The 20,365-nt window shown below is 46.1% G+C and carries 18 protein-coding genes; 10 read left to right on the top strand and 8 right to left on the bottom strand.

From position 1 onward, the window contains the following. Positions 1-20: 20 nt before the first annotated feature. The 7 genes from ribD to pgpA all read left to right on the top strand — a co-directional run bounded on the left by ribD (position 21) and on the right by pgpA (position 5,612). Positions 21-1,106 (top strand): bifunctional diaminohydroxyphosphoribosylaminopyrimidine deaminase/5-amino-6-(5-phosphoribosylamino)uracil reductase RibD, encoded by a 1,086-nt coding sequence (ribD, locus tag OCU35_RS03315; protein ID WP_261825644.1) that lies wholly within the window; start codon positions 21-23, stop codon positions 1,104-1,106. A gap of 13 nt (positions 1,107-1,119) precedes the next feature. Continuing rightward, positions 1,120-1,776, top strand: coding sequence for a riboflavin synthase (locus OCU35_RS03320; RefSeq protein ID WP_017028265.1), 657 nt, complete (start codon positions 1,120-1,122; stop codon positions 1,774-1,776). Between the two features lie 45 nt (positions 1,777-1,821). Further along, positions 1,822-2,931, top strand: coding sequence for a bifunctional 3,4-dihydroxy-2-butanone-4-phosphate synthase/GTP cyclohydrolase II (gene ribBA / locus OCU35_RS03325; RefSeq protein WP_261825645.1), 1,110 nt, complete (start codon positions 1,822-1,824; stop codon positions 2,929-2,931). Between the two features lie 138 nt (positions 2,932-3,069). Further along, complete coding sequence (gene ribH / locus OCU35_RS03330) at positions 3,070-3,540, top strand: 6,7-dimethyl-8-ribityllumazine synthase (protein WP_017028263.1); 471 nt, start codon at positions 3,070-3,072, stop codon at positions 3,538-3,540. Further along, positions 3,540-4,010 carry a transcription antitermination factor NusB gene (gene nusB / locus OCU35_RS03335; protein ID WP_017028262.1) on the top strand — a complete coding sequence of 157 codons (471 nt, stop codon included), beginning with the start codon at positions 3,540-3,542 and terminating at the stop codon, positions 4,008-4,010. Before ribH ends, nusB begins: the two co-directional genes overlap by 1 nt. Before the next feature lie 97 nt (positions 4,011-4,107). Next, complete coding sequence (gene thiL / locus OCU35_RS03340; protein WP_017032672.1) at positions 4,108-5,076, top strand: thiamine-phosphate kinase; 969 nt, start codon at positions 4,108-4,110, stop codon at positions 5,074-5,076. Positions 5,077-5,108: 32 nt separating this feature from the next. Beyond that, a complete protein-coding gene (gene pgpA, locus OCU35_RS03345) occupies positions 5,109-5,612 on the top strand; it encodes a phosphatidylglycerophosphatase A (protein WP_261825646.1) in 504 nt (167 codons plus the stop codon). A gap of 96 nt (positions 5,613-5,708) precedes the next feature. Here the strand turns inward: pgpA and dxs are convergent, their stop codons facing one another. The 3 genes from dxs to xseB are packed head-to-tail and all read right to left on the bottom strand — an operon-like array spanning position 5,709 to position 8,735. After that, positions 5,709-7,574, bottom strand: a complete 1,866-nt coding sequence (gene dxs, locus OCU35_RS03350) for a 1-deoxy-D-xylulose-5-phosphate synthase (protein ID WP_261825647.1) — start codon at positions 7,572-7,574, stop codon at positions 5,709-5,711. A gap of 26 nt (positions 7,575-7,600) precedes the next feature. Continuing rightward, positions 7,601-8,494, bottom strand: coding sequence for a (2E,6E)-farnesyl diphosphate synthase (gene ispA / locus OCU35_RS03355; protein ID WP_017028258.1), 894 nt, complete (start codon positions 8,492-8,494; stop codon positions 7,601-7,603). Beyond that, a complete protein-coding gene (xseB, locus tag OCU35_RS03360; protein ID WP_017028257.1) occupies positions 8,481-8,735 on the bottom strand; it encodes an exodeoxyribonuclease VII small subunit in 255 nt (84 codons plus the stop codon). Before xseB ends, ispA begins: the two co-directional genes overlap by 14 nt. Positions 8,736-8,996: 261 nt before the next feature. On the opposite strand from xseB, the gene thiI reads away from it, so the two are divergent. From thiI to rlmM, 3 genes are all read left to right on the top strand, one after another. Then, the gene (thiI, locus tag OCU35_RS03365) at positions 8,997-10,445 is read left to right on the top strand and encodes a tRNA uracil 4-sulfurtransferase ThiI (protein WP_017028256.1); all 1,449 of its coding nucleotides are present in this window, start codon (positions 8,997-8,999) and stop codon (positions 10,443-10,445) included. 335 nt (positions 10,446-10,780) lie between these two features. Then, positions 10,781-11,734, top strand: a complete 954-nt coding sequence (locus OCU35_RS03370; RefSeq protein WP_017028255.1) for a transcriptional regulator GcvA — start codon at positions 10,781-10,783, stop codon at positions 11,732-11,734. 21 nt (positions 11,735-11,755) lie between these two features. Further along, entirely contained in the window at positions 11,756-12,844 is a 1,089-nt protein-coding gene (gene rlmM, locus OCU35_RS03375) for a 23S rRNA (cytidine(2498)-2'-O)-methyltransferase RlmM (RefSeq protein WP_065210146.1), read from the top strand. 469 nt (positions 12,845-13,313) lie between these two features. Here rlmM and OCU35_RS03380 read toward each other — a convergent pair whose 3' ends face one another. The 5 genes from OCU35_RS03380 to queF all read right to left on the bottom strand — a co-directional run bounded on the left by OCU35_RS03380 (position 13,314) and on the right by queF (position 20,362). Next, entirely contained in the window at positions 13,314-14,348 is a 1,035-nt protein-coding gene (locus OCU35_RS03380; RefSeq protein WP_261825648.1) for an IS110 family RNA-guided transposase, read from the bottom strand. Positions 14,349-14,801: 453 nt separating this feature from the next. Next, a complete protein-coding gene (gene xni, locus OCU35_RS03385) occupies positions 14,802-15,572 on the bottom strand; it encodes a flap endonuclease Xni (RefSeq protein WP_261825649.1) in 771 nt (256 codons plus the stop codon). A gap of 62 nt (positions 15,573-15,634) precedes the next feature. Then, positions 15,635-16,996, bottom strand: a complete 1,362-nt coding sequence (ppnN, locus tag OCU35_RS03390; protein WP_261825650.1) for a nucleotide 5'-monophosphate nucleosidase PpnN — start codon at positions 16,994-16,996, stop codon at positions 15,635-15,637. A gap of 198 nt (positions 16,997-17,194) precedes the next feature. After that, positions 17,195-19,507 (bottom strand): tetratricopeptide repeat protein, encoded by a 2,313-nt coding sequence (locus OCU35_RS03395; RefSeq protein ID WP_017029992.1) that lies wholly within the window; start codon positions 19,505-19,507, stop codon positions 17,195-17,197. Then, on the bottom strand, positions 19,508-20,362 hold the full coding sequence (gene queF, locus OCU35_RS03400; RefSeq protein ID WP_261825651.1) for an NADPH-dependent 7-cyano-7-deazaguanine reductase QueF: 855 nt from the start codon (positions 20,360-20,362) through the stop codon (positions 19,508-19,510). Positions 20,363-20,365 lie beyond the last annotated feature (3 nt).

Here is a 20,365-nt window from a genome sequence, read left to right on the forward strand (position 1 = left end):
TCAACCTCAAAGAGTCATAAATGCGTTTTTCTGTATTTGACCATCAGATGATGGCGAAAGCGATAAAGCTGGCTGAAAAAGGCCGCTTTACCACACACCCAAATCCCAATGTTGGGTGTGTCATTACTCAAGGCGACGCTATTGTTGGCCACGGCTATCATATTCGTGCGGGTGGCCCGCATGCGGAAGTGCATGCCTTGCGTATGGCAGGCGAAAAGGCGTTAGGTGCAACAGCCTATGTAACACTAGAGCCTTGCTCTCATTATGGTCGCACGCCCCCTTGTGCTGAAGGGCTCATTAAGGCGGGTGTTTCCCGTGTTATCTGCGCGATGCAAGACCCGAATCCGCAAGTTTCTGGCAATGGTATCGCCATGCTACAAGAGGCGGGTATAGAGGTTCAGGTAGGTCTATTGGAGTCTGAAGCTGAGCGCATCAATCGTCCTTTTTTGAAAAAAATGCGCACAGGTTTGCCGTGGGTTCAGCTGAAAATGGCAGCGAGCCTAGACGGCAAAACAGCCCTTAGCAATGGTCAAAGTCAGTGGATAACCAGTAGCCAAGCGCGTGCAGACGTTCAGCTTTATCGAGCACAATCGGGCGCGATTCTCTCCAGCTCAAAAACAGTGATTGATGATAATGCCTCTTTGAACGTGCGCTTTGCTGAACTGTCCGATGAAATCCAGTCCTTGTATCCTGAGGGTGAGGTTAGACAGCCGCTACGCGTTATCTTAGACCGTCAGCAAAACATGACCCCAGAACTGCGCCTGTTTCATACAGATGGTGAGGTGTTGGTGATTTCTGAGCAAAAAAATAGCCAACAAAAGCATATTGATTTACCCAAGCTACTTGCAAAACTTGCTCGCGAACACAATATAAACCACATCTGGGTAGAAGCTGGAGCGACATTAGCCGCTAGCTTTATAGAGCAACAACTCGTCGATGAGCTGGTTGTCTATTTGGCACCAAAGATCATGGGAACCGATGGTCGTGGCTTGGTGAACCTATTGGGTTTAACCAGCATGGATCAGGCCATTGATCTGAACATTGAACAACTCACCCAAGTAGGGCCGGATATTAAATTGGTTGCTACGTTCAAAACATCAAAATAGAGTAGGAATTACTATGTTTACCGGTATTGTTGAAGCCGTTGGCACGCTCTCTAGCATTACAAATCAGGGCGAAGACATATCAATCACGGTGGAAACCGGAAACCTGGACATGTCTGATGTCAAATTGGGTGACAGTATTGCCACCAATGGCATTTGTTTGACGGTTGTACGATTTGATAATCGCTCGTTCACTGCAGACCTATCTGTAGAAACGTTGACGAAAACAGGCTTTAGCCAATATCAGGTGGGTGACAGAGTAAACCTAGAAAAAGCCATGCTACCGACCACTCGCTTTGGCGGCCACATTGTTTCCGGGCACGTGGATGGCGTTGGCACTATTGTCGAAAGAATTCCAGTGGGTCGCGCAGTAGAATACTGGGTTGAAATGGCACCGGATCTTGAGCGCTACGTGGCTCAGAAAGGCTCTATTACCGTCGATGGTATTAGCCTAACGGTGAATGACTTACGCAAGAATGGTTTTAAACTTACTATCGTGCCACACACGTCAGAACAAACCATTATTGATGAATTTGAGGTTGGCAGAAGAGTCAATCTTGAGGTCGATGTCCTTGCTCGCTATATGGAGCGATTGCTTGGTATGGGCTCGAATCAGCAACAAGGTTCCTCTACTATTACGATGGAATTTTTACAACAAAACGGCTTTGCATAGTCGTTTCTATACGCGTGCGACAGACACTTAACTAGGAAAGAAAAAATGCCTATCAGCTCACCGCAAGAAATTATTGAAGATATTCGCTTAGGTAAGATGGTTATCCTAATGGATGATGAAGACCGCGAAAACGAAGGCGATCTTATCATGGCTGCGGAACATATTACTCCTGAAGCCATCAACTTCATGGCAACCTACGGACGCGGTCTTATCTGTCTGACCATGACTCAAGAGCGCTGTGCGCGTCTTGGTCTTCCTCCTATGGTGCAAGATAACAATGCTCAGTACTCAACGGCGTTTACCGTTTCAATTGAGGCTGCTGAAGGTGTGACTACGGGTATTTCTGCTGCTGACCGTGCTGTAACGGTACAAGCGGCAGTCGCGGCTGATGCAAAGGCTGCTGACCTAGTACAACCAGGACACATCTTCCCTCTATCTGCGCAAGATGGTGGTGTACTCACACGTGCTGGACACACTGAAGCTGGCTGTGATTTAGCACGCCTAGCGGGTTGTGAGCCTGCATCGGTTATCGTCGAGATCCTAAAAGCCGACGGTGAGATGGCACGTCGCCCTGATCTAGAGATCTTCGCTGAAAAGCATGACGTCAAACTAGGCACCATTGCTGACCTGATTGAATACCGCAACAATACCGAAACAACAATTGAGCGTGTCGCAGAATGCAAAATGCCAACCGAATTCGGTGACTTTGATATGGTGACGTTCCGTGACACCATTGACAATCAAGTTCACTACGCGCTTCGCAAAGGCGAGGTCTCTGAAGAACCCTGTCTAGTGCGTGTGCACTTACAAGACACCTTTACGGATTTACTGCACTCTAACCGCGATTCTGATCGCAGTTGGTCTCTAGACAAAGCGATGAAACGCATTGGAGAAGAGGGCGGTGTTCTTGTGGTTCTTGGTCACGAGGAAACAAATGAGCAGCTCATCCACAAGCTGAAAGCATTTGAACAGCAAGACAAAGGTGAAGCGCCTACTATGGCTAAGAAACAAGGCACATCACGTCGCGTAGGTGTGGGCTCTCAAATCTTGGCTGACATGGGCGTAAGCAAGATGAAGCTGATGTCATCAAGCAATAAACGCTACCACTCTCTGTCAGGCTTTGGTCTGGACGTTGTAGAATACGTGTGTGAATAACAATGAATATGGATGGGTCGCTGTTTTGACCCATTTAACCAATAACTCGAGAATTAGCTGAAATGATATTAGATCCTAGTCACACTATTGTGCTAGAATCCGGCGATTCTCGCTCATGAGATAGTTGAAGGAAAACTTATGAAAGTCATCGAAGGTGGATTTCCAGCACCCAATGCAAAAATTGCTATAGTAATTTCGCGTTTTAACAGCTTCATCAATGAAAGCTTGTTGTCTGGTGCTATCGATACCTTGAAGCGACATGGACAGGTTGCAGAAGAGAACATTACAGTAGTGCGTTGCCCAGGTGCGGTAGAATTACCACTTGTTGCTCAACGTGTTGCTCGTACTGAGAAATACGATGCTATCGTTTCTCTAGGTACGGTAATTCGTGGCGGAACGCCACACTTCGACTATGTTTGTAGTGAGTGTAATAAAGGTCTAGCACAAGTGTCACTGGAGTACAGCTTACCAGTAGCATTTGGTGTTTTGACTGTTGATACCATAGATCAAGCTATCGAGCGCGCTGGAACCAAGGCTGGTAACAAAGGTGCAGAGGCTGCACTGAGCGCGCTAGAGATGATCAACGTTCTTTCTGAAATCGATTCCTAATGGGGGCCAGTGTGAAACCAGCCGCACGTCGTAATGCACGTCAATTTGCTCTACAAGCTATATATTCTTGGCAGATCACTAAAGAGAATATCGCTACTGTAGAAGAACAGTTTTTGTCCGCTGGAAAGTATGGTGAAGAAGACACCCATGCTGACGAGCCAGCGTTAAATGAACAAGAGACAGATGTAGCATACTTCCGTGACCTGTTGACTGGTGTTGCACTGTCTCACCAAGAGCTCGACAGCAAGCTACGTCCATTCCTTTCTCGTCCTATGCAGGACTTGGACATGATGGAACTAGCTCTACTTCGTCTAGCGATTTATGAGATGACGCGTCGTGAAGACGTTCCTCATAAAGTTGTTATCAACGAAGCGATTGAATTAGCGAAAGTGTTTGCTGCTGAAGACAGCTACAAGTTCGTTAACGGTGTGCTTGATAAAGCAGCACCATCACTTCGTAAAAACAAATAATAGTCGAAACCGATTGTTGAAAATCATATAGTTATAAAGGTCAGCATCTGCTGGCCTTTTTTGTATCTGTTGATTGAGTAATTAAAGGGGAGTGAGTGTGGCAGGAGAGTTTGAGCTGATTAGCAAGTACTTTGCTAAACAGAAGCTAAAACGAAGTGACGTTGAATTATCTCAAGGTGATGACTGTGCACTGCTGGTTTCCCCTCCAGGTACTCAGATTGCCGTCAGCACTGACTCCTTAGTTGCGGGTACTCATTTTCTTGAAAATGCCAATCCTAAGTGGGTAGGGCACAAGGCGCTCGCCTCAAACATCAGCGATTTGGCTGCTATGGGGGCAGAGCCTGCTTGGGTCTCCATGGCAATCTCACTGCCTGAGCCTGATGAACAATGGCTTGAAGGGTTTTGTGAAGGGTTCTTCAGTCTTGCCGATAGCCATAACCTACAATTGATTGGTGGAGATACCACGCGGGGCCCACTGAGCATTACGCTCACCATTCATGGCTTTGTTCCTGAGAAGCAAGCGCTGTTGCGCTCTGGTGCCAAGGTTGGAGATAAGGTCTTTGTCAGCGGTTCTCTTGGGGATAGCCATGCTGGACTTGAGGTGATACTGGATAAAGAGAAGCGCCTTCTGCCGCACGCCTCAGAACTTGAAAAACGTCATTACTGCGCAAGTTCTAGAGCGAGTTTGGGTATGCTCCTAAGGGGTAAGGCGAGTAGCTGCATCGATATTTCAGATGGTTTGATTTCGGATATAAAACACATTATGGAACGCTCTAATGTAGGTGCTGATTTACATTGCGATAAGCTTCCGGTCTCTCTAGAACTGGTTGAGTTTTGCGAGGGTAAGCAAGCAGCTCAGAGCTATGCATTAAAAAGCGGTGAAGAGTACGAGCTTTGTTTTACCGTGCCACAACATCTGATAGAGTCGGTGTGTCTGGCTGCGAAAAATGAAGGCGTTCAGGTCACTGAGGTTGGAGAGATCACTGATTCTCAAACCTTGAAACTGTTTCGTAATAACAAAGCCTTACAAGAGAATGTGGCCGGTTTTGACCACTTTCGTTCTTGAATCTATTGACCATAACGACTTAGAGACACTCAATGAGCAATCCCCTTGATAAGATTTCGTTAGATAACCCCTGGCATCTATTAGCAACAGGTTTTGGTAGCGGTCTCTCACCGATCATCCCTGGCACTATGGGCACCTTGGCCTCTATTCCGCTCTATTTAGCATTAGTGCAGTTGCCATTGGGGGCGTATGCGGTGGTTGTATTACTCTGCTGCATTATCGGCATCAAGATTTGTGATGTGACTGCCAAGGATATGGGCGTGCATGATCACGGCTCTATCGTATGGGACGAATTTGCAGGATTTTGGATTACCATGCTGGTGGTGCCACTATTGAGCATTCCCGCCAATGAGTGGCGCTGGCTTATCGCAGGCTTTGTATTATTCCGCTTCTTCGACATGGTAAAACCATGGCCAATTAGCTACTTAGACAAACATGTCCATGGTGGCTTCGGGATTATGATCGATGACATTCTAGCCGGTGTGATGGCTGGATTGTGCTTGGCGTTACTTGGCTGGGGTTTGGGCTGGGTATAGTTGATTTAGGCCCTAGACCCTAGGGCCCAGAACTCAGGGCCCAGAACCTAGGGCCCAGAACCTAGGGCCCAGAACCTAGAACCCAGGGCCTAATAACTACTTATCTAGATACTCTTCAATCTGACGCTGAATGCCTTTGGCATCTAATTCTAGTTCAGCGTGCATCTCTTCTTGTGTACCTTGAGCAATAAATCGGTCTGGAAGACCTAAGTTTAATACTGGCTTAGCGATTTTTTGCGACATTAGGTATTCCAAAACACCGCTACCTGCACCGCCCGCAATCACGTTCTCTTCGATAGTCACCAATACATCATGCTCTGCGGCCAATTGCTGTATTAACGCTTCGTCTAGAGGCTTCACAAAGCGCATATCGGCCACTGTGGCGTCAAGTTGCTCTGCTGCTTGCTGTGCATTATCAAGGAAGGTACCAAAGCTCAAGATAGCAACCTTGCTACCCTTGCGAACAACTCGGCCTTTACCAATTTCAAGGGCAGTAAATGATTGCTGAATTTCAGCGCCAATACCACTGCCTCTTGGGTAGCGAACCGCTGCCGGCCCCTGATGTTGATGGCCGGTGTACAGCATCTGACGACACTCGTCTTCATCGCTTGGTGCCATAATCATCATGTTAGGGATGCAGCGCATAAAGCTAAGATCAAAAGCACCCTGATGGGTTTGACCATCCGCGCCGACAAGCCCTGCTCGGTCAATCGCGAACAAAACGGGGAGATTCATGATGGCAACATCATGGATTAGCTGATCGTAGCCACGCTGTAAGAAGGTGGAGTAGATCGCCACAATAGGTTTGTTACCAGAGATGGCTAAACCGGTCGCTAGCGTCACAGCATGCTGCTCAGCTATTGCCACATCAAAGTACTGTTTTGGAAACGCTTTGGAAAAGCGCACCATGCCAGAGCCTTCACGCATAGCGGGCGTGATTGCCATTAACTTAGGGTCTTGCGTCGCCATATCACACAGGAAATCGCCAAAGACTTTAGAGAAGGTTGGCTTGCCACCCTTGCTCTTTGGTAATGAACTTGTCGCCGGATCAAACTTAGGCACGCCATGATAGCCAATAGGGTCTTTCTCAGCAGGCTCATAGCCCTTACCCTTCTTGGTCATGATGTGCAGGAACTGCGGCCCTTTAAGGTGACGCATGTTCTTCAGTGTTTTAACCAGTTCTAATACATCGTGTCCATCAACAGGACCTATGTAGTTAAACCCTAGCTCTTCAAACATAGTGCCAGGAACAACCATGCCTTTCAGGTGTTCTTCAGTACGACGAACCAACTCTTTAATTGGTGGCACGCCGGATAAGACTTTTTTACCGCCCTCGCGAATCGAGGTATACAGGCTACCTGACAGCACTTGAGCAAGGTGATTGTTCAGTGCACCGACGTTTTCAGAGATAGACATCTCGTTATCGTTTAGCACCACAAGCATGTCTGGGTGAATATCACCCGCGTGATTCATTGCCTCAAACGCCATGCCAGCAGTGATTGCGCCATCACCGATAACGCTAACCACCTTGCGGTTCTTACCTTCTTTTTCCGCACCAATGGCGATACCGAGAGCCGCACTGATGGAGGTGGAAGAATGGCCTACTGAAAGTACGTCATATTCGCTCTCACCTCGCCAAGGGAAAGGATGCAAACCGTCTTTTTGACGAATGGTTGGCAGTTGCTCGCGACGACCGGTTAGGATTTTATGTGGATAAGCCTGATGTCCCACGTCCCACAGAAGTTGATCATAAGGGGTTTGATAGACGTAGTGCAGGGCAACGGTAAGCTCGACCGTACCCAAGCCTGAGGCTAGGTGACCACTGGATTGACTTACGCTGTTGAGTAGGTAAGTACGCAGTTCATCACAAAGTGTTGGAAGCGTCTCTTTAGGAAGAGAACGCAACTCATCAGGCGTGTTGGCCAATGCCAATGTTGGGTATTTCGAGATATCAAGTGTCATATGTATTCGCGCTGATAAGTGAGTAATTAGTTCTTTCTTTCGACCACATAGCGAGCAAACTGCTCTAGAAGGTCAGTGTTGTAAGGAATGCCTTCCAGCTCTAGCAAGGCCTTTTCTAACAACTGTGTGGCCTTAGCCTGCGCCCCCTCAAGTCCGAGAAGCGAAGGGTAGGTCGATTTGTTCAACGCTAAGTCTGAGCCTTGAGGCTTGCCTAACGTTTGCGTATCGCTAGTGATGTCTAAAATGTCATCTTGGACTTGAAAAGCCAGTCCTATGTTTTCTGCGAAGGCATTAAGACGAGGCAATTGCTCGATACCTTGCTCACCGGCGGCTAATGCTCCCAATTGAATGGCAGATTTTATCAGTGCGCCTGTTTTATTGCGATGAATCAGTTTTAGCTCGTCTAGAGAGACTTGACGATTTTCTGCCTCTAAGTCTAGAGATTGCCCAAGGCACATTCCTGATGCTCCAGAAGCATTTGCCAAGCTTTGTACCATCTTTATACGGTAGCTTTCCGCTTGAGGGGCAAGTTTGCCCTCTGCCAAGATGCTAAAGGCTAAAGTCTGCAAAGCATCACCGGCTAAAATAGCGGTCGCTTCATCAAACTCAATATGGCACGTAGCTTGACCACGACGTAATTCATCGTCGTCCATAGCAGGCAAGTCATCATGAATTAAAGAATAAGCATGAATGCACTCGATGGCCGACGCTGGCGTATCTAATGAGTCATCACTTAAACCAAACACTGAACCAGTGGCGTAAACAAGAAAAGGCCGAGCACGCTTGCCACCCAATAATAGCCCATAGCGCATTGCCTGAATCAGGTTATTGTCTTGAGAGTGTAAAGAGTCTAACCAGGTCTCTAATTGCTGGTTGTTGCGCTTCTGGTAGCGTTCAAGTTGTTGTTTAAAATGGATCATCGCCAGATTCAAATTTGAAATCTTGAGGAGTCGCTTCAACCTGATTTTCCATCAAGATTGAAACACGTTGTTCTGCTTGGTCTAACTTGGATTGACCAGCGCGAGCCAGTGCAATACCGCGTTCGAAATTCTTCAATGCAGAATCGAGTTCGAGATCACCTTGTTCAAGCTGATTGACTATGCTGTCGAGCTCTTTGAGAGACTCTTCAAAACTCATATTCTCTGGTTTTTTGGTCGCCATGTTCATTCTTTTCTGCGCTAGGATCTGGGAAAGGTAACTCAGGCAGGAGTTATGGTCAATTTTAGCAGTTAAAAATCCTGCGATATCACTAACTTTAGTTCATTTTCTGATAGTTAAATGAACAGACAGGTGAGTTGTTTTATTTTTACTCTGCCTTAAATAGGTATATAATTCGTCGCCCTCAATTATCCCTGCATTTCCAATCAGCAGAATAATTTAGGCTAGACTCAAGTCATCGACTAATCAGAAGTGAAGTTACCTATGAAGTTTATTGTAAAACCACATCCAGAAATTTTTGTAAAAAGCGAATCAGTAAGAAAACGCTTCATACGTATTCTGGAGTGCAATCTCAGGATCATCATCCAGCGTCGCACAGAATCAGTGGCAGTATTCAATCGTAGGGATCATATTGAGGTTTCTTCTGAGAGTCACCAATACTACCAAGAAGTGCTGGAAATCCTGACGCAAACTCCGGGTATTCACCACTCGTTAGAGGTCAAGCAATCAGAGTTTACTGATATGCATGACATCTTCGAGCAAGTGCTTGAGCTCAGCCGTGATCGTATCGAAGGCAAGACCTTCGCCTTACGTGCTAAGCGCCGCGGTAAACACGACTTCTCCTCCATTGAGCTAGAACGTTATGTTGGCGGTGGTTTAAATCAAGCGGTGGAGAGCGCCAAGGTTAAGCTTACTCGTCCAGATGTTACAGTTAACATTGAAGTGACGGGTGAAAAGCTAAACCAAGTGTTGGCTCGCCATAAAGGTTTGGGCGGCTTCCCTCTTGGTACACAAGAGGATGTATTGAGCCTGATTTCTGGTGGTTTCGATTCTGGTGTCTCGAGTTATTTGCATATCAAGCGTGGTTCAAAAACCCATTACTGCTTCTTTAACCTTGGCGGTCCTGCGCATGAGATTGGCGTTAAGCAAGTCGCGCACTACCTTTGGAAGAAGTACGGCTCTTCTGCGAAGGTGAAGTTCATCTCTGTAGACTTTGAACCTGTGGTTGCTGAGATCTTAGAGAACGTTGAAGACGGCCAAATGGGCGTAGTGCTTAAGCGTATGTTTATGCGTGCTGGAGGCATGATTGCCGATCGCTTTAAGATTGAAGCTCTGGTTACGGGTGAAGCACTAGGTCAGGTATCTAGCCAGACGCTAACGAATCTACGTCTTATCGACGGCGTAACCGAAACGCTGATCCTTCGCCCGCTGATTAACTGGGACAAAGAAGACATCATCGACTTGTCTCGCATTATCGGTACTGAAGACTTTGCCAAGGTAATGCCTGAGTATTGCGGCGTTATTTCACGTAAGCCTACGGTTAAAGCCGTTAAAGGTAAGCTTGAAGCTCAAGAACAGAACTTTGATTTTTCTGTTTTAGAACGAGTAGTTAGCGAGAGTCGAGTTATGGATATTCGCGATATCGAAAAGGAAAGCCTAGAACAAGCGCCTGAAGTCGAGCAAGTAACAGCGGTTCAAGAGCACGCCATTGTGCTTGATATTCGTAGCCCAGAAGAAGAAGACGATAACCCTCTTGAGATCGACGGTGTCGAGGTTGAGCATCTGCCTTTCTACAAACTGGCGACTAAGTTTGGTGATCTTGACCAGTCTAAAACCTACCTACTGTACTGTGACCGCGGTGTAATGAGTCGCTTGCAGGCGTTGTACTTACAAGAGCAAGGCTTTAGCAATATTAAAGTCTATCGCCCTTAGTCATCACATAAACTAATTTTAGCCGAGGTCAGTCACTCTGATCTCGGCTTTATTTTTTATTTCAGACATAAAAAAACACCGCTCAGAGGAGCGGTGCGAAAATGACAGACAAGTTCATTAAATTGGAAGTATGCTTCGGTTAAACCCAAGCAGTGGTAGAAACTACCGTGCTCAAAATGAGCTCACAAACACAACATCGCAAGTAGGGATCCATGCCAAAGGCATGCCGTTTAGACCCCCGTCGCGTGGGACGCAATATAGATTTTCTCTGGCTGTTGAACAACGGACAATTTATAATGTTTCAGATAAAAAAAACTAATGCTAGATAAGATAGAATGGCAAGACGATTACCCCCACTAAAATCACTGAAGGTTTTTGAAGCCGCTGCACGTCATTTGAGCTTTACACGGGCAGCTGAAGAGCTGTTTGTTACTCAAGCAGCTGTCAGCCATCAGGTGAAAGCGCTTGAAGAATATTTAGGCTTAAAGTTATTTAGAAGACGCAACCGCTCCTTGCTGTTGACTGAAGAAGGGCAGAGCTATTTCCTTGATATTAAGGATATCTTTACGTCCCTGTCAGAGGCGACCGATAAGGTGCTAGAGCGCAGTGAAAAAGGCTCTTTGACCATTAGCCTGCAGCCTAGCTTTGCTATCCAATGGCTAGTTCCTAGGCTTGCTGATTTTAATGAGCAAGAGCCCGATATTGACGTTCGTATCAAAGCGGTCGATATGGACGATGGCTCATTAACCGATGACGTTGATGTCGCCATTTACTATGGTCGCGGAAATTGGCACGGATTGCGCGCTGACAAATTGTATCAAGAGTATTTGATCCCTCTTTGTGCACCACGTTTGTTAGACGGTGTTAAACCGCTAGGCTCATTAAGTGACCTATCCAAACACACTTTGTTACATGATACTTCGCGTAAGGACTGGAAGCAGTTTGCTCGCCAGCATCATCTCGAGGGGATCAATGTCAACCACGGTCCAATCTTTAGCCATTCAACCATGGTGTTGCAGGCGGCGGTTCACGGACAAGGTATTGCGTTAGGTAATAACGTGTTGGCTCAACCTGAAATTGAGGCCGGTAGATTAATCAGTCCTTTTGATGAAGTACTGGTGAGTAAGAATGCCTTTTATGTGGTGTGTCACGAGAAACAAGCAGACGTTGGACGAATTGCTACATTTAGAGACTGGATGCTGAGTATAGCGGCGAGCGAAGGTGTACCTTCCATTAGCCAAGATGAGAATATTTTAGACGCGATAGCGTCGAGCGTTGAAGCTTCTTAACGCATTGAAACGAGGTTTAACTTGAAACAGGTTATTTTATATTGCCGTGCAGGCTTTGAGAAAGATTGTGCTGGCGAGATTCAAGACAAGGCAAACAACCTTGAGGTGTTTGGTTTCCCCCGCGTTAAGCGCAATAGTGGCTATGTTCTGTTTGAATGTTACACCGAAGGGGATGCGGAACGCTTAGTACGTGAGATTGATTTCAAAACGCTTATTTTTGCTCGTCAAATGTTTGCTGTTGCAGCGAGTTTGGAAGAACTGCCAGAATCAGATCGCATTTCACCTATCTTAGATGCTCTAGCAGAGCAAGAAGGTGTTCCTACGTGTGGTGACTTACGAGTAGAAACCCCCGATACCAATGAAGCAAAAGAGCTTTTGAAGTTCTGCCGCAAGTTTACCGTGCCACTAAGGCAGGCAATGCGTGGCAAAGGGTTGCTGTACAAGAAAGACAACCTGAAAAAGCCTGTGATGCACCTGTGCTTTGTTGAACCAGGTAAGTGTTATGTTGGGTACTCTTATGCCAACAATAACTCACAGTTCTTTATGGGCATTCCTCGCTTGAAGTTCCCTGCAGATGCACCAAGTCGTTCGACACTTAAGCTCGAAGAGGCATTCCATGTCTTTATTCCAAAGAGTGAGTGGGAAGAGAGATTAGCATCGGGCATGTGGGCTGTGGATTTGGGCGCTTGTCCGGGCGGTTGGACATATCAGTTGGTGAAGCGCTCTATGTTCGTTCACGCTATTGATAACGGCATGATGGCACAAAGCCTGATGGATACAGGTCAAGTGAAGCACCAACAAGTGGATGGCTTTAAGTTTGAACCACCGCGTAAGAATGTCACTTGGCTAGTATGCGACATGATTGAGAAGCCATCACGTGTTGCTCAATTAATGGGTGAGTGGATCATCAAAGGCTGGTGTAAAGAGGCGATCTTTAACCTCAAGCTACCTATGAAGGGTCGCTACGATGAAGTGCTTGGTGATATTGAGAACTTGAAGGTCTTTTTGAAAGAAAATGGCATCAAGTTTACCTTGCAAGCGAAGCACCTTTATCATGACCGTGAAGAGATCACGGTACATGTGCAGTCGCATACTAACTTGGGTTGGTAATCGGCTTTTGTCATCCTGGAAACTACGCTAGTAGTTATTCAGGATCTTGATGAGTGCTAATACTCAGTTTCGCTGACTCTAAGATACTGGATAAACACTGCGTGTTTTCCAGTATGACGGTGTTTGTTTTGTTTCTTGTTCTAACAATACAATCAATCACGCCTCAGACACGTCATCCTGGAAACAACGCTAGTAGTTATCCAGGAACTTGGTGAGTACTCATATTTAGCTTTGCAGACTCTAAGATACTTATATGGACTCCCTCGGTAAATCAACAAAGAATTTGGAAAACAAGTATAGATGCGCACTTATATACGGGCTTTATTGAGGAGCTACCTCGCCCTAAAATGTAGTCGCACCAATAGGCTATTTCTCGATATCGGCAAGTTTACTGCCTCGAATCTTATCTAGCTCATACTGGTCGGTCTTACCTGTCTTACATCGCTCTTCGTTGACTATGCTCGGTCTATCATGCCAATTTAATTGGCTGATAGTCCGAATCATTCTTTAATAAAGCATAAGCGGTTCGAACGGTTTTGTTCGCTAAAGCAATTGCAGCGATCTTTTTTCCTCGTCGTTCGACAAGTGCTTGTAACCACTGTTCTTTGTTTGTTGTCGCTGGACGGTTTAATACATGAGTGATAACGGAAAGCGCTCCTTGAAATAAAACTGAACGAAGTCGCTTATCCGCACTGTACCTAGATATATGTCCAATACGTTCTTTCCCGCCGGAACTGTTCTGTTTAGGTGTTAGCCCTATATTAGCGGATGCTTCTCGGCCATTAGAAAAGTTTTCACCTCGCCCTAATCGTAACGCTAACCCTAGCGCCCCTAAGGGCCCGACCCCTTCTAGCTTCATCAGCTTTTTGCAAATATGATGCGACTTAACCAAAGACTCGAGCTGCCTATCTAGTTCTTGCAAGTGTTCAATTTGGCCCAATAAATGTGACCATGACTTGTGTAGCGCGGTTCTAAAACTATCAGGTAAAGAGTTATCAGCATCTTCCAGGATGAAAGGGATTTCCTTTCTTAACTTAGATAGGCCTTGCGGTAGAATAATTCCGAACTCAGCTAATACTCCTCGCATCTGGTTACTTTGTGCGACTAATTGAACCTTAGCCAAGTGTCGCATACGCTCTAACGATTGAAGTGCCTGCTCCTCAGTTGAGTGAATATGAGTACCATGGATGTGCTCTTGCTGTGCTGCAACACCAATAGCTAAAGCATCATTCCTATCTGTCTTTTGCTTGGTTTGAAAAGCTTTTACTGCTCTGGCATTGATGACTTTTACAATGTGGCCTGCGCTAATTGCGAATCGAGCCCAGTAGTGTGCACTGCCACAGGCTTCCATAGCCACGAGGGCTTGTTTTTCATTTATCAGAATTTCTTTGAGTTTTGCTCGACTGACTTCGCGGTTATAAATGACTTTTCCGTTAGGGCAGAGTTTGCAAACTTGGAATACATTCTTTGCTAAATCAATAGCTAATAGATTAGGATTAGTCATGTATGGACTCCTTTGGCTAATCTTTAGTCGGATTAAGACCGTAGCTCCTCAAGGAGAGGGAGTCCATACATCTGGATAAACACTGCGTGTTTTCCAGTATGACGGTGTTTGTTTTGTTTCTTGTTCTAACAATACAATCAATCAAGCCTCAGACACGTCATCCTGGAAACAACGCTAGTAGTTATCCAGGAACTTGGTGAGTACTCATATTTAGCTTTGCAGACTCTAAGATACTGGATAAACACTGCGTGTTTTCCAGTATGACGACCTTGGCTATGCTCACAGTTCAAATAATACATTGAATCACACCTTAAGCGTCATCCTGGAAACTACGTGAGTAGTTATCCAGGATCTTAGAGAGTGTTAAACCCGAACATTGGCACTCTCTAAGATCCTGCTGGGCTGGCACTCCACTGGGCTGGCATTCCAGTTTTCATCAGGATGCCGGTGTTGCTATGGCTTAACCCAACGTAAATCCTGAAGATTAAACCCAAGCTCTAAATCAGTCTTTAAAGAGGCCAATTCACGGCATAGAAGGGCGTGCTCTTCATTCCCTGCAATCTTCTTTTTGTACTTTTCAGCTAAGCCTTCATCGGCAAAGGCTTGCTCAAGGTTTTCGTTGTCAGTGAGGATCTCACGAGCCGCTTTCGGCCCAATGCCGGGAATACCGCTTAAACCTGTGCCACTGATGCCAGTGAGCCCCCAGTAATCGCTCAGTTGAGAGACCTGTACCGCAAATTCTTTCTCTACAAAGGCCTGATCTAGCCAGCGATGCTGGAAGTAATCCCTGATGCGTAAGGAGGGAGAAAGCAGCTGACAGTAGCCTTTATCCGTGGAAATGATGGTGACTTGGTGCTGCTGGCTTGCCAGTTTTACTGCGAGTGTGGCCACGAGATCATCCGCTTCATCCCCATCAGAGAGCAATGAATCAATGCCGAGTTCCCACCACGCTTGTTGAATCGTATCTAAACCTAACGCAAGAGCCTCAGGCATAGGCTTACGGTTTTGTTTGTACTCAGGGAAACGCTCTTCTCGCCATCCTCGCTCTTGCTGATGGTGATCGAATACTGCAATGATATGGCTAGGCTCGGTTTCATTGAGAATGCGTTTTAGGGTGCGGGTGGTGGTTTCTATAGTGCGCTGGATATCAGTTTCGTCAGGTTGCGCTGAATGTACGCGACGAATGAGGTTTAAAGCATCAATGATAACCAGGTGTATAGACATAACAACAAACTAAAAAGGGGCCGTAGCCCCATTGTAACTAAAATTAGATCAAGAGTTTAATCTTAATCTGAGGTTTGCACTTTATAGCAAGGGGTATATGCCGAGCCCGGGAGTTTCATCCGTTGCTGCTTAACGAAATCCCCCAATAAGATGTCCATTTTCTTCATCAGCTCTTTGTCACCATCAATGATGAAGGGTCCTTTCTCTTCTATCTCTTGAATGCCTTCAGCCTTAACATTGCCTGCGACAACGCCAGAGAAGGCTCTTCGCAGGTTCGCCGCGAGAATTTCAGGGGGTTGGTCCATGTGCAGATCTAGGTTGTGCATATTTTCATGGTTAGGGTCAAAGGGCATCTGGAATTCAGGTTCAATATGCAGTGACCAGTTGTAGCTGTAGGCATCTTCATTCTCTTTGCGTTGCTGCCTGACCGCAGGCATAGCTTCTTTAACAATGCGAGCCGCTTTTGCAGGATCGTCGATGACTATTTGATAATACTTCTGCGCTTGTTCGCCAAGGGTATCGCGAATGAAGTTATCGATGGAGCGGAAGTAGGCTTCACTTTCTTTTGGCCCAGTTAACACAATAGGCAGTGGCTGATCTTGATTTTTCGGGTGCATCATAATACCCAGCACATACAGCAGCTCTTCTGCGGTACCTGGGCCTCCAGGGAATATCACGATGCCATGTGCGATACGAACAAAGGCCTCAAGGCGCTTTTCGATATCCGGCATGATGATCAGCTCATTCACTATGGGATTAGGCGGCTCTGCTGCAATGATAGAGGGTTCGGTTAGGCCAATGTAACGAGACTGCTTATGTCGTTGTTTTGCGTGACCGATAGCTGCGCCCTTCATTGGACCTTCCATTGCACCCGGCCCACAGCCGGTGCAGATGTTCAGTTCGCGAAGTCCAAGTTCATGTCCCACAAGGCGGGTATATTGGTATTCAACCTCGTTGATAGAGTGTCCCCCCCAGCACACCACAAGATTTGGCTCGATGCCTGGAATCAAAACCTTAGCGTTACGCAGGATGCTAAATACTAGGTTGGTCACATGTACAGAGTTGTCGAGTTGCAGTAGCTTGTTTTGTTCCATAGACATGTGCACAAATACAATATCGCGCAATACGGCGAACAAGTGCTCTTGGATGCCTTTGATGATAGTGCCGTCGACAAAGGCATGTTCTGGGGCATTACTCAGTTCGAGTTTTATGCCTCGCTCACGTCTGAGTACGTTTACATCGAATGACTTATATTGCTCTAACAGTTTTTTACTGTCATCGGTGTGACTGCCGGAGTTGAGCACCGCCAGAGTACAGTTTCGATAGAGGTTATAGATATCACTTGAGGCGGTCTTTTTGAGACGTTCAACTTCAAGTTGAGAGAGAAGATCCATGCTACCCGCAGGATTGATTGTCGTAATCATAACTGCTCCTTATTAGTAACACTAAGCTCAGAGAAGTGAGAGGAGCTTAGCGGTGGGCTGTTGAACAAGCCCACAATTTATACGCAGTGAAACGGACATTGATGTAATGAACCGTATGTTCCGTCTAACCTTAACAGTAGATGCCAGACTAACAATTGCAATAAAAATTCGACTAAAATTAGTAGCTTAAAATGATCGTTAGGTTAAATCCTGAGCATCTTCATGTTTGGGTAGCTGTTCCAAAGCTTGCGTCAAACTCTCTTCTAGGCATGACGAATGGACTTTGATTAAGCCGTTTCGAATGGCATTTAAGATAGAACGGCGCATATCATCTTGAGCAAAGCACGCAGCCGGTGCCAGTGGAATAGCGGTGAAGGACACCCACTGACTTTCCTGTTCAAGTTGCACCACAGAGTCACAAATATCAGCAGCTAACAACAGAAGATCAATAAGGTCTTCATCGTTGATAGCGGTATAGGCTCTTGGTAAAAACGGGTAATCGGCAATGCTCACACCGAACATACGATCGACCTCATATTGGGTTTCAAAGTTATCAATGACCTCCTTGAATCGATCAAATAGAAGCTCAGGTTGATGCAACTTCTGTGGGTTCGGCTCGATATACAAGAATGAACTGTCTGACAAATGATAAAGACGAGTGCCCTCTTTAAGGTGATTTCTGATGTGGTCACCAAAGGCTTTCTCTGTAGATCGTCCTGCTTTATAGCCATGCTTCGCATAGATATCGAAGATCATTGGCACGTTAATCAAGGCGAACTTTAAGCGATCATTTAGCGGCTCATCGATAAGTTGTCCAAATCGCCATTGCTCATAGCTGGTCACTGACTTGTTGAGAGAAGTAGGCAGTTTTCTACTCAACATCCTCATGTTTCTTAGACCAGAGCGAGGGTGTGTGTAGAGCTCCTGACTCAGCTCTGCAATGATTTTGTGTTTGCGCCCTAGACGACGTGCATTTAGCACCACCAAGAAGAACAAGATGGTTGTAGTGACACCTAACACTAAGGTTAGAGTTTTGGACTTGTCGTAATCAACACTCAGGTCGCTCAGCTCGTCTACTTGATCCTTATAGTGTAAGGACTGCTCAATAGAAGAGACTTGATTGAGGAAGGTTCGGCTTATCAGCTCATCCTTTTGCTGGAGATTAATCGCAGTAAGCCTGTTGTATTCCTCAAGGTAGGTGAGCGAATCTTTGTCTTTATTGACGGATTTAGTCACGCGATGCAGTAGTGATAAGGCCTCTAACTGAATGGACTGATCGCCCATCTTTTGCGCTTGTTCTAGGGCTTCTTTACCCAGCTTCTCTGCTTTTTTAGGCTCGTTCTGCAGGAAGTCTAATTTTGCGGTCAGCAGTGTCGACTTCACTCTTTGTGCTTTGATATCGGTATAGTCGAGCAACTCGGTTGCTCGGTTTAGATAGCGCTCTGCCAAAGTGAAATTAAACAGGTTTAGATAGGTTTCTGTGAGCTTTAGTCTCAAGTCGATAATGCTTTCCAGATCCTTTTCCGCCAGCTCTTGATCTAGTACGTTAAAGTAGTGAACCAGTGCGAGGTTGTAGCGACCTTGAATGAAGTAGACATCCGCAAGCTTACGCAAAACGGTCGCAAACAGAGGCGATTGGTCGTAGTTTCCGTAATAGCTCGCTGCTTGAGATAAGTGCTCTTGGGCTTTTGCATAGATCTGGCGCTCGAAATAGAGGTCAGCCAACAGGTGATTGGCTCGAGCGATATACTGAGCGTTATCCTTACCGATTGCCACCCAGTAGCTTTCAATTAACTCTTTCAATGCTGAGTTTAATCGATGGACTTTCAGGTAGTGCTGCCCCAGTTGAAGGCTTGCTTCGAGGCCTTGCTGGTAGCTAGGGAGCCCTTCGGCGTATTTTTTTGCACGTAGAAAGCTTTTTTCGGCTTTTTCGTTTTCACCTATATCTGAGTAGACCTTGGCATGTACCAAGCTCAGCTCATACTCAAGTCTATCCTTGGTTAAGCCTTCAATATGCGACGACTCCATCATCTCTTCGATTTCAGCAAGAGGCGCCTCTACTTTGCGAAGGTCCTCAGTCATTCTCCATAACAAGCTGGTCTTTAGCACGCGAGACTCAATTTCTCGCACGATCAAGTGATTGGCGACAGAGATGGAGATACTTTGCTCTAGGCTAGACAGCGATGAACGGTAATTGCCAAGAATATAGTCAGCGATACCTATGGTTTGATACGCGTGAATTTGGTTGGTGGCCTTTGCAATCGGCGTCATCTTACGTTTGACTGCATTGGTCGAGAAATCTTCTTCGTTTCTCAGGTTGCCTTGATTATTAAGGTAAACCTTGGCCTTATTCTTTGATTGTAAAGGCGTAACGTGAACTAAGCGTCTGGCGTCAATTAGGTCCTTTGTCAGGCTGCTGGTGGTCTCACTCGCGGTCGTTGGTAGCGAAAATACGATGACCAACAAGGTAAGTAGGGGGAGGGTGGATAACCTGAACAAAGAACCCATCATTTATTGTCTCGCCAAGCGCAAAGTGCTGTCTGGAGCGTTTGATTCACTGTCTAAGCTGGTGCGATACGGATTGATATCTAGACCACCGCGGCGCGTGTAGCGAGCATAAACCGACAAAGTCTTCGGCTGGCAGAAGTGCATGATGTCCGTGAAGATTCGTTCCACGCATTGCTCGTGAAATTCGTTGTGTTCTCTAAATGACACTAGGTAGCGCAATAGAGCCTCTTGATTAATTTTCTTACCACTGTATCGAATCTCAACACTTCCCCAGTCTGGCTGGTTGGTAATTAGGCAGTTAGACTTTAGAAGGTGACTGTGTAATACCTCATCCACGGATTCTTCAGATACGCTGCCCTTGAGGTAGTCAGTGCTGAATTCATATTCTGTAATTGAGATATCTTGTTCGTCAATACAAGCGCCTTGCATATCGACAATAGGCTGCTGGTTAAAGTCTTGAACTCGACTCAAGGTCACCGAAGCCTCTCCTCCTGCACAAGCGGATAAATCAACAGATAATTGATTTTTCACCGCGTCCCAATCACTAAATTTCGTTTGATTATAGCTGTTTAGATACAACTTAAAGGATTTGGATTCAATCAAATTTGGAGAGCTCGCAGGTATAGAAACCTCGCCAACAGCCACTTGTGGCAAGCCATTGGCATTGAGCCAAGATAACTCGTATAACGTCCAAATATCTTGCCCCTTAAACGGCAATGTATCGCCAAGCTCCAGATCATCTCGGTTGAGGCTTCTTGGTACTGCCTGCAACAACTCGGGGTCATAGAGAGAAGCGTATTGCGTTTTTTGGCCAAGGGTTAGCCCGGCAAGCTCTTTTGCGTCTGAATATTTGCTCATTTT

The sequence above is a fragment of the Vibrio breoganii genome, from assembly GCF_024346795.1.
GTDB classification, from domain to species: Bacteria; Pseudomonadota; Gammaproteobacteria; order Enterobacterales; family Vibrionaceae; genus Vibrio; species Vibrio breoganii.

Bases quoted from the DNA above. Each gene is read 5' to 3' on its own strand.
- ribD (WP_261825644.1), top strand. From the start codon at position 21: ATGCGTTTTTCTGTATTTGACCATCAGATGATGGCGAAAGCGATAAAG.
- OCU35_RS03320 (WP_017028265.1), top strand. From the start codon at position 1,120: ATGTTTACCGGTATTGTTGAAGCCGTTGGCACGCTCTCTAGCATTACA.
- ribBA (WP_261825645.1), top strand. From the start codon at position 1,822: ATGCCTATCAGCTCACCGCAAGAAATTATTGAAGATATTCGCTTAGGT.
- ribH (WP_017028263.1), top strand. From the start codon at position 3,070: ATGAAAGTCATCGAAGGTGGATTTCCAGCACCCAATGCAAAAATTGCT.
- nusB (WP_017028262.1), top strand. From the start codon at position 3,540: ATGGGGGCCAGTGTGAAACCAGCCGCACGTCGTAATGCACGTCAATTT.
- pgpA (WP_261825646.1), top strand. From the start codon at position 5,109: ATGAGCAATCCCCTTGATAAGATTTCGTTAGATAACCCCTGGCATCTA.
- dxs (WP_261825647.1), bottom strand. From the start codon at position 7,574: ATGACACTTGATATCTCGAAATACCCAACATTGGCATTGGCCAACACG.
- ispA (WP_017028258.1), bottom strand. From the start codon at position 8,494: ATGATCCATTTTAAACAACAACTTGAACGCTACCAGAAGCGCAACAAC.
- xseB (WP_017028257.1), bottom strand. From the start codon at position 8,735: ATGGCGACCAAAAAACCAGAGAATATGAGTTTTGAAGAGTCTCTCAAA.
- thiI (WP_017028256.1), top strand. From the start codon at position 8,997: ATGAAGTTTATTGTAAAACCACATCCAGAAATTTTTGTAAAAAGCGAA.
- OCU35_RS03370 (WP_017028255.1), top strand. From the start codon at position 10,781: ATGGCAAGACGATTACCCCCACTAAAATCACTGAAGGTTTTTGAAGCC.
- OCU35_RS03380 (WP_261825648.1), bottom strand. From the start codon at position 14,348: ATGACTAATCCTAATCTATTAGCTATTGATTTAGCAAAGAATGTATTC.
- xni (WP_261825649.1), bottom strand. From the start codon at position 15,572: ATGTCTATACACCTGGTTATCATTGATGCTTTAAACCTCATTCGTCGC.
- ppnN (WP_261825650.1), bottom strand. From the start codon at position 16,996: ATGATTACGACAATCAATCCTGCGGGTAGCATGGATCTTCTCTCTCAA.
- OCU35_RS03395 (WP_017029992.1), bottom strand. From the start codon at position 19,507: ATGATGGGTTCTTTGTTCAGGTTATCCACCCTCCCCCTACTTACCTTG.
- queF (WP_261825651.1), bottom strand. From the start codon at position 20,362: ATGAGCAAATATTCAGACGCAAAAGAGCTTGCCGGGCTAACCCTTGGC.